This window comes from Streptomyces sulfonofaciens, from assembly GCF_014656295.1.
Lineage (GTDB): Bacteria > Actinomycetota > Actinomycetes > Streptomycetales > Streptomycetaceae > Streptomyces > Streptomyces sulfonofaciens.
Genome location: NZ_BNCD01000004.1, coordinates 15,576 through 30,651 on the forward strand (window position 1 = coordinate 15,576; position 15,076 = coordinate 30,651).

Genomic DNA, 15,076 nt, shown 5'->3' on the forward strand with positions numbered 1-15,076 from the left:
TGGTTCCGCTAGCCGCCGTAGGCGCCGGCCGCGGTGAGCCGCAGCGCGGTGTCGATCAGCGGCACATGGCTGAACGCCTGCGGGAAGTTGCCGACCTGGCGCTGGCGGCGCGGGTCCCACTCCTCCGCGAGGAGACCCAGGTCGTTGCGCAGGGCGAGCAGCTTCTCGAAGAGCTTGCGGGCCTCGCCGACCCGGCCGATCATGGCGAGGTCGTCGGCGAGCCAGAAGGAGCACGCGAGGAAGGCGCCCTCGTCGCCCTCGAGGCCGTCCACACCGATGTCGACGCCGGTGGTCGGGTAGCGCAGGACGAACCCGTCGGGCGTGGACAGCTCCCGCTGGATGGCCTCGATGGTGCCGATCACCCGCTTGTCGTCGGGCGGCAGGAAGCCCATCTGCGGGATCAGCAGCAGGGAGGCGTCCAGCTCCTTGGAGCCGTAGGACTGTGTGAAGGTGTTGCGCCCCTTGTCGTAGCCGCGTTCACAGACATCGCGGTGGATGTCCTCACGCAGTTGGCGCCACCTCTCCAGCGGGCCGTCCGCGTCGCCGGACTCGATGAGCTTGATGGTGCGGTCCACCGCGACCCAGGCCATCACCTTGGAGTGCACGAAGTGCCGGCGCGGGCCGCGCACCTCCCAGATGCCCTCGTCCGGCTCGTCCCAGTGGTCCTCCAGGTAGTGGATCAGCTTCAGTTGGAGCAGGGAGGCGTAGTCGCTGCGGGCCAGACCGGTCATGTGCCCGAGATGCAGGGCCTCGGTGACCTCGCCGTAGACGTCGAGCTGGAGCTGCTGGGCCGCGCTGTTGCCGACCCGGACCGGGCGGGAGCCCTCGTAGCCGGGCAGCCAGTCGAGCTCGGCCTCGCCCAGCTCGCGCTCGCCGGCGATGCCGTACATGATCTGCAGGTTCTCCGGGTCCCCCGCCACGGCCCGCAGCAGCCACTCGCGCCAGGCGCGGGCCTCGTCGCGGTAGCCGGTGCGCAGCAGGGAGGAGAGTGTGATCGCCGCGTCGCGCAGCCAGGTGTAGCGGTAGTCCCAGTTCCGCACGCCGCCGAGTTCCTCGGGCAGCGAGGTGGTGGGCGCGGCGACGATGCCGCCCGTCGGGGCGTAGGTGAGGGCCTTGAGCGTGATCAGGGAGCGGACCACGGCCTCGCGGTAGGGGCCGTGGTAGGTGCACTGGCCGACCCATTCCCGCCAGAAGTCCTCGGTGGCCTCCAGCGCCTGCTCCGTATCGGGAAGCGGCGGCTCCGACTTGTGCGATGGCTGCCAGGAGATCGTGAAGGCGATGCGGTCGCCGGGGGCGACGGTGAAGTCGGAGTAGGTCGTCAGGTCCTTGCCGTAGGTCTCGGCCGAGGTGTCCAGCCAGACGGCGTCGGGGCCGGCCACGGCGACCGTGCGATTGTCGACCCGGTGCACCCACGGGACGATCCGCCCGTAGGAGAAGCGCATCCGCAGGGCGGAGCGCATGGGCACGCGTCCGCTGATCCCCTCGACGATGCGGGTGAGCTGAGGGGCACCGTCACGCGGCGGCATGAAGTCGGTCACCCGGACCGTGCCACGCGGAGTGTCCCATTCCGACTCCAGGATCAGGGAGTCTCCCCGATATCCGCGGCGGGACGCCGCGGGGGGCTCGGCACCAGCGGCGTGGGCCGGGCCCAGCCGCCAGAATCCGTGTTCTTCGGTGCCGATGAGGCCCGCGAAGATGGCGTGCGAATCGAAGCGGGGCAGGCACAGCCAGTCGACCGTGCCGTCCCGGCAGACCAGGGCGGCGGTCTGCATGTCTCCGATTAGTGCGTAGTCCTCGATGCGCCCGGCCACGTGCGTCTCCAGTCAAACGGCCACGGTCGCCCCCCATCCAAGGGGACGTTCGCTCTGCGGTCAAAGCATCAAATATAGAAAGGCCTGCCGTCGCGCTTCCATACCGGGACACAGGCGGGGTGATGCCCTCTGCCGGCGGCTCTGCAGCAAGTGTCCGAGCAGGATACGACGCTCGTCGGTGATCCGTGCACCTCACTTGAGAACCCGATACCCCCGATAGGGGGAGCGCGTCGAGGCCGTGTCCGATCCTGGACGGAGCGTGGCCGGAAGCAGCCCCTTCCCAGCGCTGATACCCTGGTAGCCCGTGGACCGGTGGGCTCATCCTCGGCATAGCCGGCGCCGTCGCCAGCGCCGACGACACTGCGGCGGTACGAGACCCCCGAGCCGCAGCGAAGGCACTTCTGGAGGACCCTCTCCGGTCCAGGCCGTCGCCAGCCACTCAGACCGCGACACGGGAGCCCCGTCTTGGCCATGCCGAATCGTTTGCCGCCCTCTCCGACGACCAAGCACATCTTCGTCACGGGGGGTGTCGCCTCCTCCCTCGGCAAGGGCCTGACAGCCTCCAGCCTGGGTGCGCTCCTCAAGGCGCGTGGGCTGCGGGTCACCATGCAGAAGCTCGACCCGTACCTGAACGTCGACCCGGGCACCATGAACCCCTTCCAGCACGGCGAGGTGTTCGTCACCAACGACGGCGCCGAGACCGACCTGGACATCGGGCACTACGAGCGCTTCCTCGACGTCGACCTGGACGGCTCGGCCAACGTCACCACCGGCCAGGTCTACTCCCAGGTGATCGCCAAGGAGCGACGCGGGGAGTACCTGGGCGACACGGTCCAGGTCATTCCGCACATCACCAACGAGATCAAGCACCGCATCCGGCGCATGGCGACCGAGGACGTGGACGTCGTGATCACCGAGGTGGGCGGCACCGTCGGAGACATCGAGTCGCTGCCGTTCCTGGAGACCGTCCGCCAGGTGCGGCACGAGGTCGGCCGCGACAACGTCTTCGTCGTGCACATCTCCCTGCTGCCCTACATCGGGCCGTCCGGCGAGCTGAAGACCAAGCCGACCCAGCACTCCGTCGCAGCGCTGCGCAACATCGGCATCCAGCCCGACGCCATCGTGCTGCGCGCCGACCGTGAGGTACCCACCGCGATCAAGCGGAAGGTCTCCCTCATGTGCGACGTCGACGAGGCCGCGGTGGTCGCCGCCATCGACGCCAAGTCGATCTACGACATCCCCAAGGTGCTGCACACCGAGGGCCTGGACGCCTACGTCGTCCGCAAGCTCGACCTGCCCTTCCGCGACGTCGACTGGACGGTCTGGGACGACCTGCTCGACCGTGTCCACCGGCCTGACCACGAGGTCGGCATCGCCCTGGTCGGCAAGTACATCGACCTCCCGGACGCCTACCTCTCGGTCATCGAGGCGCTGCGTGCCGGGGGCTTCGCCAACAAGGCCCGCGTCAAGATCAAGTGGGTGGCCTCGGACGACTGCAGGACCCCGGCGGGCGCGCACCAGCAGCTCCGCGACGTCGATGCGGTCTGCATCCCGGGCGGCTTCGGCGACCGCGGGGTGAGCGGCAAGGTCGGCGCGATCCAGTACGCGCGCGAGCAGCGCATCCCGCTGCTCGGCCTCTGCCTGGGCCTGCAGTGCATCGTGATCGAGGCCGCCCGCCACCTCGCGGACATCGGCGACGCCAACTCCACCGAGTTCGACTCCGCGACCCCGCATCCGGTGATCTCCACCATGGCCGAGCAACTGGACATCGTGGCCGGCGAGGGCGACATGGGCGGCACCATGCGGCTCGGCATGTACCCGGCCAAGCTTGCCGAGGGCTCGGTCGTGCGCGAGGTCTACGACGGCAGGGAGTACGTGGAGGAGCGCCACCGGCACCGCTACGAGGTGAACAACGCCTACCGCGCCGAGCTGGAGAAGAAGGCGGGCCTGCAGTTCTCCGGCACCTCCCCGGACGGCAAGCTCGTCGAGTACGTCGAGTACCCGCGCGACGTCCACCCCTATCTGGTCGCCACCCAGGCCCACCCCGAGCTCCGCTCCCGCCCCACCCGTCCGCACCCGCTCTTCGCCGGGCTGGTGAAGGCCGCGGTGCGGCGCAAGAACGGGAACGACGGGAATGCCGGGAGCAACGGGAGCAACGGGAAGTAGGCGCGGGGGCCGGATCCGCGGGCGGGGTGGTCGCACGGCGCCCGCGGCAACGGCGACCCCGCGGTCGGTTCGGCCGCCGTGGGCCGGGCCGCACGGCGACCTCGCGCTCGGACAGGGCTGCGGCTCCTGCCCCGGAAGCGGCGGCGGTGGACTGCGCGAGTCGTCCCCGCCGGTCGCCGACCCGGGGGCTGCCGCGGGCGCCGGCCGGGCCAGGTGGGGCGGTCGCGCGCGTGGTGGCCCTTCGCGCGGCCCCGGGCCCCTTCGGGGCTCGGCACCGTGGCCGCGGGTGACGGCAGGGGGTCCCGCGGACCGCCGTCGCCGCAACCGGCGAGTCGGCGCGGTTGACGCGCGCGGTGGGCCGGGCGCCGGGGCGCGTGACCCGGAAGGCGAGCGGCCATCGGATGCGTTCCGGGACGCCGGGCGCGCGTCCGCGCCTCCTGGGGCATTGCCATGCCGTGCGGTGGGCAGATCACACCGGGGCGATACGGTGACCGGGGTACGCTCCATTTGCGGGGCCTGCCCTGGTTTCCGGTTGCGTATGTGTGGGAGGACAGGGCATATGACGATCAAGGACACCCCCGAGGAATGGCAGATCAGGGCCAGCGAGACGCCCTTCAGGGGCAACAAGACCTCGGTCCGCACAGATGACGTGGTCATGCCCGACGGCTCCGTCGCCCGCCGCGACTACCAGGTCCACCCCGGTTCGGTCGCCGTCCTCGCCCTGGACGACGAGGACCGCGTCCTGCTCATCCGGCAGTACCGCCACCCGGTCCGGCAGAAGCTCTGGGAGATCCCCGCGGGCCTGCTGGACGTACCGGGGGAGAACCCGCTGCACGCCGCACAGCGCGAGCTCTACGAGGAGGCACACGTCAAGGCGGAGGACTGGCGGGTGCTGACCGATGTGTACCCCACGCCCGGCGGCTGCGACGAGGCGGTGAGGATCTTCCTCGCCCGCGACCTCTCGGAGGCCAAGGGCGAGCGGTTCGCCGTCGAGAACGAGGAAGCCGACATGGAGCACGCGCGCGTGCCCGTCGACGAACTCGTGCGCGGCCTCCTCAACGGCGAGCTGCACAACACCTGTCTGGTGGTCGGAGTCCTTTCGCTGGTGGCGGCCCGCCGGGGCGACGGCCTCGACGCGCTCCGGCCGGCCCTGGCCCCCTGGCCCGCCCGCCCCTTCGAGGTCTGACGCCGCACTGCCCGGGCCCGGCCGGCGCGGCACCGGGGACCGACCGTCCAGGAGGGTGGTCGTCCACGGTGCCGCACCGGTGCGGGCCCGCTCCCACCGGTGCGACGATCGCCTGATCCGATCGGGGGACCGGCACGTCGCGCGCCGCACCGACCGTCGCAGAGAGTGAACTAGGCTCTTAGGCAGCCCATGCCGGCCTTCCGGCGGGCAAGTGCGCGCAGTTCGACGGGAGCGTGGCCCGTGTCACATCAGACGGTGGACACCAGCGGTATCGAGGTGCCGGGACAGGGCCAGCGCTCCGCTCCCGGGGAGTCGTCGACGGGACGTCAGTTCTTCGGGCGTGTACAGGAGTTGAAGGCCCTCCGGGCCGACACCGAGGGCGCGGGTCTGAACACGCTGGCCGGCCGGAAGGCGCCCCGCGCCCGGGTCCTGCTCATCGCCGGCCGGCCGGGCTCCGGGCGTACCGCGCTCGCCGAGGAGTTCGTGCGGCAGGTCGCGGACCGTTACCCCGACGGCGTGCTGCGGGCCCGGCTGACCGGGGCGGACGGCGCCCCGGTGCCGACCGCCCGCGTCGCCCGCGACCTGCTGGCCGCGCTCCGGCTGCCCGCACCGCCCGGCGCCGACGAGGACGACCTGGCCGGCGAGCTGCGCGACGGCCTCGCCGCCCGCCGGGTGCTGCTCCTGCTGGACGGCGCCGCCGATGCCGAGCAGGTCGACATGTTGCTGCCCGACGCCCCGGACAGCCTGCTCGTCGCCGTCTCCGAACGCCCGCTGACCGGTCTGCCCGACGTACGTCCCTGCACGCTCGGCGGACTCGACACCACATCCGCCGTGCGGCTCCTCACCTGCTTCACCGGTTCGGTGCGCATCACCTGCGACCCGCGGGCCGCGGAGCAGCTCGTCGAGGAGTGCGGGCGGCTGCCCGCCGCGCTGGTGCTCGCCGGCGGCTGGCTCGCCGCCCGGCCCTCGGCCGCCGTCGCCGACCTGGTCAAACGGCTGGTGGCCGCGCCGCAGGCGGCCGACGGGTCCCCGCTCTCGCGTGTCTTCGCGCTGGTCTACGCGGATCTGCGGGGACCGGTGGCACGCCTGCTCCGGCTGCTCAGCCTCGTACCGGCCGGCCTCGCCGACCCGCAGACCGCTTCCGCGCTGGCCGGCTGCTCGGTGCCCGATGCCCACAGCACGCTGGACGACCTCACCGCACTCGGCCTGGTGCGCCGCCTGGACTCGCCGCTTCCGCAGTACATGGCGCCGGGCTGCCTGCTGCCCCTGCTCCGCCGCCGCACCGAGGAGCAGGACCGGCCCTCCGAGCTCCAGCTCGCCAGGGCCCGGATGCTGGAGCGCACCGTACGCCTGCTGCAGTCCTGCCGCGCCGCCACCGAACCGGAGGGCTCGCCGGCCCGCGGGAAGCTCGCCGAGCTGCCCGCCGCCCTGCGCTTCCCCAGCCGCACCGCAGCCCGGCGCTGGCTGGCCATCCGGCAGACCGCCCTGCTCGCCGCGGCCGAGACGGCCGTCGAGGACGGCGAGCTGGACACCCTGGCCCGCCGGCTCATGGCGGCCCTCGTGCGGGCGCTCGTGGCGCACCACGGCACCGAGGCGGCCGCCGCCGAGCTCTACGGCATCCACGAACTCGTCCTGAACGTCGCCGAGCGGCAGCACCTGCACCGCGAGCAGGCCGCGGCCCTGCTGAACCTCGCGGACCTCGACGCGCGCACCGGCCGCACCCGCGACGCCCTGTCGCGCTACCGGTCGGCGCTGGACGCCGGGCGCAGGGCCGACGATCCGTACGCCACCGGACGCGCCATGGAGTCCATCGGCGGTGCCTACCAGGAGCTGGGGGACTGGCAGCGGGCCGCCGACTGGTTCGGGCGCGCCCTGGCCCAGCGGCTGGCCCGCGACGAACGCGAGGAGGCGGCACGCCTGTACGGGCGCATCGCGGGCGCACAGAGCCACGGGGGGCGCCATGCCGAGGCGCTGCGGAGCTGGCGGGCAGCGGTGGCCGGCTACCGCAAGGCCGGCGACCTGGCGGGGCAGGCGCGCGCGATGAGCGAGCTGGCCCGGGTGCAGGAGTACGCGGGACAGTACGAGGAGTCGCTGGGCACCTGCCGCGCGGCGGTGGGGTGGGCCCGCCAGGCCCGGGACGAGCGGTTGCAGGCCGCGTTGCAGTTGAGGCTCGCCGACACCTTCGAACGGCTCGGCGACCCGGCGGCGGCCCGACTGCACCGGGTGGCGGCCGAGCGGCTGCTCGCGCGGGACCCCGGCGGCGCCGCCGGGGCCCCCGGCGGCACCCCCGGGGCCGAGGGCGACCGCGGCACGGGTGACGGCGCGGACGGCCGGGGCCCGGGGGCGGAAGCGGGGAGCGGAACGGGAAGCGGGGACGCACGGCGGCGGGAGCGCGGCGCGAACGCGGAAGACGCCGCCGACGCCGCCGACGCCGCCAACGCCCCCAACGCCGCCAACGCCGGGGACGCCGAGGAAGCCGTCGTGCCCGGGGCCGGCGCGGACGGCGCCCACAGCGCGGACGGCACCCCGGATGCGGGCGTTGGGGCACCCGGTGCGCCCGTGCCGTCCCCGGGGGAGGCGGAGGCACCGGACTGCGACCGGCAGCCCGCGCGTCCCATTGGCCCGGGTGCCCCGGCGGACGGGGCGGTTCCGGACGACGGGACCGCCGCGGACGCGGGGGCCGCCGAGAGCACCGGGGCTCCCGCGGGCACCGGGGCCGACACGCTGCCGCCGGACTCGGGGGCCGACACGGTGCCGCCCGGCTCCGGGGCCGGGGCGGCGGGCGTTCCGCACGTGCCGGCCCCGGCCGCGGGAGATCGGGAGGCCATCAGCTCCGACACGCCACCTTCTACCTAAGAAATCCGTGGCTTGTCCGCCATGGATTAAGGTATTGAAAGGATAGACACCAAGAAATCCTTCATTAGACTGGCTCCGCCGTAGCGTTTTGCGGACTCGCCCGTGACGCCCCGATACGTCCGGGTGTGTTGTGCGTTGTCCCCAACAACCCTTGAGCCAAGGACCGTGATCGACGATGAAGGTCGGCATCCCCCGCGAGGTCAAGAACAACGAGTTCCGTGTGGCCCTCACCCCCGCCGGAGCGCATGAGCTCGTGCGCCACGGACACCAGGTCCTCGTCGAGCGGGAGGCCGGCGTCGGCTCCTCGATCACGGACGACGAGTACGTCGCCGCGGGTGCCCGGATCGTGGACACCGCCGACGAGGTGTGGGCCACCACCGACCTGCTGCTCAAGGTCAAGGAGCCGGTCGCTGAGGAGTACCACCGGCTCCGCAAGGACCAGACGCTCTTCACCTATCTGCACCTGGCCGCCTCCAAGGAGTGCACGGACGCCCTGCTGGAGTCCGGCACCACTGCCATCGCCTACGAGACCGTGGAGCTGCCCGGCCGGGCGCTGCCGCTGCTCGCCCCGATGTCGGAGGTGGCCGGCCGGCTCGCGCCCCAGGTCGGCGCCTACCACCTGATGCGGCATGGCGGCGGGCGCGGAGTGCTGCCGGGCGGTGTCCCGGGTGTGCTCGCGGGCCGGGCCGTCGTCATCGGCGGCGGCGTCTCCGGGTGGAACGCCGCGCAGATCGCCGTCGGCATGGGCTTCCACGTGACGCTGCTCGACAAGGACATCCACAAGCTCAAGGAGGCGGACCGGGTCTTCGGCACGAGGATCCAGACCGTGGTCTCCAACGCCCTGGAGCTGGAGAAGGCGTGCCTGGCCGCCGACCTCGTGATCGGCGCGGTGCTCATCCCGGGGGCCAAGGCGCCGAAACTGGTCAGCAACGAGCTGGTCTCCCGGATGAAGCCGGGAAGTGTCCTTGTCGACATCGCCATCGATCAGGGCGGCTGCTTCGAGGACTCCCGTCCCACCACGCATGCCGAACCGACGTTCGGTGTCCACGAATCGCTTCTCTACTGCGTCGCGAACATGCCCGGCGCCGTTCCGAACACCTCGACGTACGCCCTGACCAACGCCACGCTCCCGTACATCGTGGAGCTGGCCAACCGTGGCTGGATCGAGGCGCTGCGCCGTGACCCCGCGCTGGCCAAGGGCCTCAACACGCACGACGGCAAGGTCGTCTACCGGGAGGTCGCACAGGCGCACGGGCTCGACCACACCGACCTGCGCGAACTTCTCGACTGACGCACGCCCCGGCGATGTCGACACGCCGGGCCGACCCCGGTAACCGCCGGATCTCCTGGCTGAGATCCGGCGGTTTTCGTGTGGATGTGTCTCGCGCCACTGTGCGGGCGGCCCGCCGACGGTCGTTCCCGGCTCTTTCAACTCGCCTCGAACGTAACCCTTTAACCGATTCGCACACCGGCGAAAGCTGGTGAACGCCTGCTGTGCGCCCTTGACAGCGGGGTGTTCGGTTGCCGACACATCGCGCCGGGTCCGGCGGATTGTGTTGCTGCGGACCGGTGACACGCCATAGAGTCGCCAACCGTCGGCATGGTGCCACGCTGACCTATAGAGAAGTTTCCTGGTCACCAAGGAGGTAAGACGACTTGTGAATGAGTCGACATTTTCTCCCGGGGGTGGGCAACCAGGAATGCCTGTGCGGGTCCAGGGCCCCACGGGTCTCGATGCTGTCGGCTCCGTCGCAGTCCGCACCTTCGCAGCCCACCAGAGCCCGCAGGCGATCCGGCCGCGGGCAAAGACAGCACACCAGAGCATGGATGGCCATCACGTGAACGCCATGGCCGGCGACCGGAGTGGTGACAACCGCGGCCACTTCGCCGACTACGATGACCTGCCCGAAGGGCACTTCTACGACCCGGACGCCGAGTACGAGCCCGATCCCGAGTACGCGGCCACGCTCGCGCCCGACGCGGCCCGCCAGCGCCGTGAGCGGGTCGGTCCGACCGGGCGCCCGCTGCCGTACTTCCCCATCCCAGGACCGCTGACCGACCACGGTCCTGCCAAGATCATCGCGATGTGCAACCAGAAGGGCGGCGTCGGCAAGACCACGTCGACCATCAACCTGGGCGCGGCGCTCGCCGAGTACGGACGGCGTGTCCTGCTCGTCGACTTCGATCCGCAGGGCGCGCTCTCGGTCGGCCTCGGCGTCAACCCGATGGAGCTGGACCTCACCGTCTACAACCTGCTCATGGAGCGGGGCATGGCGGCCGACGAGGTGCTCCTGAAGACGGCCGTGCCCAACATGGACCTGCTGCCGAGCAACATCGACCTGTCGGCCGCGGAAGTGCAGTTGGTGTCCGAGGTCGCCCGCGAGTCGACGCTTCAGCGCGCCCTCAAGCCGCTGATGGCCGACTACGACTACATCGTCATCGACTGCCAGCCCTCGCTCGGCCTGCTGACCGTGAACGCCCTCACCGCGGCGCACAAGGTGATCGTGCCCCTGGAGTGCGAGTTCTTCGCCCTGCGCGGTGTCGCGCTGCTCACCGAGACCATCGAGAAGGTCCAGGAGCGGCTGAACCCGGAGCTCGAACTCGACGGCATCCTCGCCACGATGTACGACTCGCGCACGGTGCACAGCCGCGAGGTGCTCGCGCGTGTCGTCGAGGCGTTCGACGACCACGTCTACCACACGGTGATCGGCCGCACGGTCCGCTTCCCGGAGACCACGGTCGCCGGCGAGCCCATCACCACCTACGCCTCCAACTCCGTCGGTGCCGCCGCCTACCGCCAGCTCGCCAGGGAGGTGCTCGCCCGGTGTCACGCCGAGTGAGTCTGCCGGGGGCCGACGAACTGTTCCGTACCACCGGCGGGATGGCGCTCCAGGCGTCCACCCCGAGGCGTCAGACCAACGGCGAACCACGAGTACCGCCGCCCGCGGGCGAGAGCGACGAGGCCGCGGCTGCCGACGTCCAGCCGCGGGACGGAGCACGGCAGGCGGACGCCGAACATGCCGAGGGCGTCCCGGACACCGGGAGCACGGCGGCCGAGGGCGCCGAGCGCCGTCCGGCGGAGGCGGACCAGGGCGGAGGCGTCCCGCGGGCCCGCGGGGCGGACCCCGTGGACGACGAGCAGTCCGGCGCGCGCAGCCGGACGGCGGACGCACCGGCCTCGGCGGCCGGAGCGCAGGGGCGCGCCGCGGACGCGCCGGCGTCGGTCCAGGGGCGCAAGCGGGGACGCACGTCCGGGCGCAGGCCGAGCGGGCGCGAGCGGCACGACGAGAAGATCACCGTCTATGTGTCGGCCGAGGAACTGATGGACCTCGAACACGCCCGCCTGGTGCTGCGGGGTGAGCACGGGCTCGCGGTGGACCGCGGGCGGATCGTGCGGGAGGCCGTCGCGGTGGTCCTCGCGGACCTGGAGTCACGCGGCGACGCGAGCATTCTCGTGCGGCGGCTCCGCGGCCGGTAGGCGGTACCGTATGGGGCTTGCGCCCCCTTCCGCCCGTTTGGAACGTTGATGACCTCGGATGATGTTGAGCCGACGCCTTCGGGTGCGGGGCGTCAGGGCAGACCGAGGCGGGCGCTTGGCAGGGGGCCCGGGGCCGTTCCAATGGACAGAGCGCAGTCTCCCGCACAGGGCGGCAACGCCTTGCCCGAAGCCGGGGTGGAAGGCGCCGAGTGGCCCGCGTCCGAGCCGGAGCCGGAGCCCGAGCCGGAGCAGGAAGCGCGGACGGAACCGGATTTCGTCGCCGCACGCACGCCCGCGGCGGATCCTGACGCAGACGCAGACGCAGACGCAGACGCAATGGCAGGCGGGAGCGCAGACGGGGACGGTGGCCCGGGCAGGGGTGACGGGCCCGCCCCGGGGGCCGGTGGCGCGGCCGCGGCGGCGGCACCGGCCCTCGCGGGAAGTGCCGAAGACCCCGTCGCCGACGGGGTCTTCAAGGTCAGGCTGGCGAACTTCGAGGGCCCCTTCGACCTGCTGTTGCAGCTCATCTCCAAGCACAAGCTCGATGTGACCGAGGTCGCGCTGTCGAAGGTCACCGACGAGTTCATGGCACACATCAGGGCCATGGGACCCGACTGGGACCTCGACCAGACCACCGAGTTCCTGGTGGTCGCCGCCACGTTGCTGGACCTCAAGGCGGCCCGGCTGCTGCCCGCCGCGGAGATCGAGGACGAGGCGGACCTCGCCCTGCTCGAAGCGCGCGACCTGCTGTTCGCGCGACTGCTCCAGTACCGCGCCTACAAGCGGATCGCCGACATCTTCGTCCAGCGGCTCGACGCCGAGGCCCGCCGCTACCCGCGCACCGTCGGCCTCGAACCGCACCACGCCGAGCTGCTGCCCGAGGTCGTCATCAGCATCGGCCCGGAGGGCTTCGCCAGGCTCGCCGTCAAGGCGATGCAGCCCAAGCCGGAGCCACAGGTCTACGTCGACCACATCCACGCCCCGCTGGTGAGCGTCGTCGAGCAGGCCGAGGTGGTGGTGGCCCGGCTGCGCGCCGAGGGCGAGGCGAGCTTCCGGGCGCTGGTCGCGGACGCGGCCGACACCCTCACCGTGGTCGCCCGGTTCCTCGCGCTGCTGGAGCTCTACCGTGAGAAGGCGGTGGCGCTCGACCAGGAGGAGGCGCTCGGCGAGCTGCTGGTGCGCTGGACCGGCGGCGACGGCGCCGCCCGGCCCCGGGTCACCGACGAGTTCGACAGGGCCCCGGAGCCGGCCGGGGACACGGCCCGTGGCGAGGGCGAGGAGGCCGAGGACAGGACATGAGCACGCACACCGACACCGGGCAGGGCGCCGCCGGCGGCGAGGGGGCCCAGCACGCCGAGCACGCCGAGCACGCCGAGAGTGCCGGGACGCCCCCCGCGGGCCTTGGCCCCGTGGCGCGGCTCGACCTCAAACCCGCCCTGGAGGCCGTCCTCATGGTCGTCGACGAACCGGCCGCCGAGGAGCACCTGGCGAAGATCCTCCAGCGGCCCCGGCGGCAGATCGCGGATGCGCTCCAGGAGCTCGCCGACGAGTACACCGTCCAGGGCCGCGGCTTCGAACTGAGGCTGGTGGCCGGCGGCTGGCGGTTCTACACCCGGCCCGAGTACGCGGCGGCCGTCGAGGGGTTCGTCCTGGACGGCCAGCACGCCCGGCTCACCCAGGCCGCCCTGGAGACGCTCGCTGTGGTCGCCTACCGCCAGCCGGTCAGCCGTTCCCGGGTCTCGGCGGTGCGCGGGGTGAACTGCGACGGGGTCATGCGCACCCTGCTCCAGCGCGGGCTGGTCGAAGAGGCGGGCACGGAACCCGAGACAGGTGCGATCCTGTACAGGACGACGAACTACTTTCTGGAGCGCATGGGCCTGCGCGGCCTGGACGAGCTCCCCGAGCTCGCACCCTTCCTCCCGGAGGCGGAGGCGATCGAGGCCGACACGCAGGAAGGCGTGCCGTCGTTCGACCCGGATGCACCGGACCCCGACGACACACACGACAAGACGGAACTGTGATGCGAAGCAGTGGCAGGAACAGCGGCGCAAGCCGCAGCGGCGGCCGTGACGGCGGCCGGCAGGACAACCGCGGCGCGGGCGGCAACCGCGACCGCAGGCAGCAGGACTCGGGCCGCCCACGCCCCGAGGAGCGCCGCTACGACCGACAGGGCGGCAGCGGCTCCGCGGGTGGTACGGGTGGGTCAGGCGGCGCGGGCGGCGCGCGGGCCGGTGGCGCCCGCACCGGAGGCGCCAAGTCCGGCGGGCCCAAGTCGGGCGGGCCCAGGGCCGGCGGCCCCAGGACCGGCGCCGGCAAGGCCGGCGCGGGCAAGGGCCGCGAGGGCAGGAGCACCCCGGCCCGCTCCCGCGAGTACGAGGCCCAGATCGAGCAGCGCAACCGCGACCGGTACGCCGAGAAGGCCGACAGGAAGCGCACCCTGGCCCGCGGTCTGCCGGGCGCCGAGCAGGAGGGCGAGCGGTTGCAGAAGGTGCTGGCCCGCGCCGGATACGGTTCGCGGCGCGCCTGCGAGGAGCTGATCGAGCGGGCCAGGGTCGAGGTCAACGGCGAGATCGTCGTGGAGCAGGGCCTCAGGGTCGACCCGGCGAAGGACGAGATCAGGGTCGACGGACTGACCGTGGCCACGCAGTCGTACCAGTTCTTCTCGCTGAACAAGCCCGCGGGCGTGGTCTCCACGATGGAGGACCCCGAGGGCCGGCAGTGCCTCGGCGACTACGTCACCAACCGCGAGACCCGGCTCTTCCACGTCGGCCGGCTGGACACGGAGACCGAGGGCGTCATCCTGCTCACCAACCACGGTGAGCTCGCCCACCGCCTCACCCACCCGCGCTACGGCGTCAAGAAGACCTACCTGGCCGCGATCCAGGGCCCGATCCCGCGCGACCTGGGCAAGCGCCTCAAGGACGGCATCCAACTGGAGGACGGGTACGCGCGTGCGGACCACTTCCGGGTCGTGGAGCAGACCGGGAAGAACTACCTGGTCGAGGTCGTCCTCCACGAGGGCCGCAAGCACATCGTGCGCCGGATGCTCGCCGAGGCGGGCTTCCCCGTCGACAAGCTGGTGCGGACCGCCTTCGGACCGATCACGCTGGGCGACCAGAAGTCGGGCTGGCTGCGCAGGCTGTCGAACACGGAGGTCGGGATGCTGATGCGCGAGGTGGAGCTGTAGCGGGTGCGCGACATGTGCCGCGGCCCGCTGCCGCGGCACTCCGCCACCGCACGCCCGTCGCCCCACCGGCCGGTGGGGCGAGGCGCGCACCCGCCGGCGAGGACCGAGCGCCCGCCGAGGGCGGGACCGCGTCCGGCAGGGGCGTCCGGTAGCGGGTACCCGGCAGGCGCGGTGCGGCCCAGGGGGTGGACGGACCGGACGTACCGCCTCGGGCACCGGGAAGAGCCGCTGGGGCCGGGCGCGCTCCGGGACGCGTGAGCCGGTACGCGGTTGCGGCCGCCTCGCCCCCGCCCACGACCGCGCCCCCCCCGCCCACGACCGCGTACGCCCACCACGACCGTGCGCCCCGGCCACGACCGCGCACCGCCCACGACCGTGCTTCCCGCCTATTG

The 15,076-nt window shown here is 72.5% G+C and carries 9 protein-coding genes and 1 pseudogene; 9 read left to right on the forward strand and 1 reads right to left on the reverse strand.

The window, feature by feature from the left end; translation table 11 throughout:
* Positions 1-8: 8 nt before the first annotated feature.
* Positions 9-1,811: a glycoside hydrolase family 15 protein gene (locus tag IE313_RS08190; RefSeq protein ID WP_189930307.1), complete on the reverse strand. Its 1,803-nt coding sequence runs from the start codon at positions 1,809-1,811 to the stop codon at positions 9-11.
* A gap of 471 nt (positions 1,812-2,282) precedes the next feature.
* Between IE313_RS08190 and pyrG the strand changes: the two genes are divergently transcribed.
* From pyrG to IE313_RS08235, 9 genes and pseudogenes are all read left to right on the forward strand, one after another.
* On the forward strand, positions 2,283-3,977 hold the full coding sequence (pyrG, locus tag IE313_RS08195) for a CTP synthase (protein ID WP_189930308.1): 1,695 nt from the start codon (positions 2,283-2,285) through the stop codon (positions 3,975-3,977).
* 559 nt (positions 3,978-4,536) lie between these two features.
* Entirely contained in the window at positions 4,537-5,163 is a 627-nt protein-coding gene (locus IE313_RS08200) for an NUDIX domain-containing protein (protein ID WP_189930309.1), read from the forward strand.
* Positions 5,164-5,403: 240 nt separating this feature from the next.
* Positions 5,404-7,419, forward strand: a pseudogene (locus IE313_RS08205) (tetratricopeptide repeat protein); the annotation flags it as partial.
* A 775-nt stretch (positions 7,420-8,194) separates the two neighbouring features.
* Positions 8,195-9,310 (forward strand): alanine dehydrogenase, encoded by a 1,116-nt coding sequence (ald, locus tag IE313_RS08210; protein WP_189930310.1) that lies wholly within the window; start codon positions 8,195-8,197, stop codon positions 9,308-9,310.
* Positions 9,311-9,719: 409 nt separating this feature from the next.
* On the forward strand, positions 9,720-10,859 hold the full coding sequence (locus tag IE313_RS08215; RefSeq protein ID WP_189930311.1) for a ParA family protein: 1,140 nt from the start codon (positions 9,720-9,722) through the stop codon (positions 10,857-10,859).
* Positions 10,844-11,497 carry a hypothetical protein gene (locus tag IE313_RS08220; protein ID WP_189930312.1) on the forward strand — a complete coding sequence of 218 codons (654 nt, stop codon included), beginning with the start codon at positions 10,844-10,846 and terminating at the stop codon, positions 11,495-11,497. The genes IE313_RS08215 and IE313_RS08220 overlap by 16 nt, the downstream gene beginning before the upstream one ends.
* Positions 11,498-11,545: 48 nt before the next feature.
* Positions 11,546-12,796, forward strand: a complete 1,251-nt coding sequence (locus tag IE313_RS08225) for a segregation and condensation protein A (protein WP_189930313.1) — start codon at positions 11,546-11,548, stop codon at positions 12,794-12,796.
* Positions 12,793-13,518 carry an SMC-Scp complex subunit ScpB gene (scpB, locus tag IE313_RS08230; RefSeq protein WP_229924474.1) on the forward strand — a complete coding sequence of 242 codons (726 nt, stop codon included), beginning with the start codon at positions 12,793-12,795 and terminating at the stop codon, positions 13,516-13,518. The genes IE313_RS08225 and scpB overlap by 4 nt, the downstream gene beginning before the upstream one ends.
* On the forward strand, positions 13,518-14,684 hold the full coding sequence (locus IE313_RS08235) for a pseudouridine synthase (protein ID WP_189930314.1): 1,167 nt from the start codon (positions 13,518-13,520) through the stop codon (positions 14,682-14,684). Before scpB ends, IE313_RS08235 begins: the two co-directional genes overlap by 1 nt.
* The last annotated feature ends 392 nt before the right edge of the window (positions 14,685-15,076 follow it).

Coding starts and splice junctions, on each gene's coding strand:
- pyrG (WP_189930308.1), top strand. CDS start 2,283: ATGCCGAATCGTTTGCCGCCCTCTCCGACGACCAAGCACATCTTCGTC.
- IE313_RS08200 (WP_189930309.1), top strand. CDS start 4,537: ATGACGATCAAGGACACCCCCGAGGAATGGCAGATCAGGGCCAGCGAG.
- ald (WP_189930310.1), top strand. CDS start 8,195: ATGAAGGTCGGCATCCCCCGCGAGGTCAAGAACAACGAGTTCCGTGTG.
- IE313_RS08215 (WP_189930311.1), top strand. CDS start 9,720: ATGCCTGTGCGGGTCCAGGGCCCCACGGGTCTCGATGCTGTCGGCTCC.
- IE313_RS08225 (WP_189930313.1), top strand. CDS start 11,546: ATGACCTCGGATGATGTTGAGCCGACGCCTTCGGGTGCGGGGCGTCAG.
- scpB (WP_229924474.1), top strand. CDS start 12,793: ATGAGCACGCACACCGACACCGGGCAGGGCGCCGCCGGCGGCGAGGGG.
- IE313_RS08235 (WP_189930314.1), top strand. CDS start 13,518: ATGCGAAGCAGTGGCAGGAACAGCGGCGCAAGCCGCAGCGGCGGCCGT.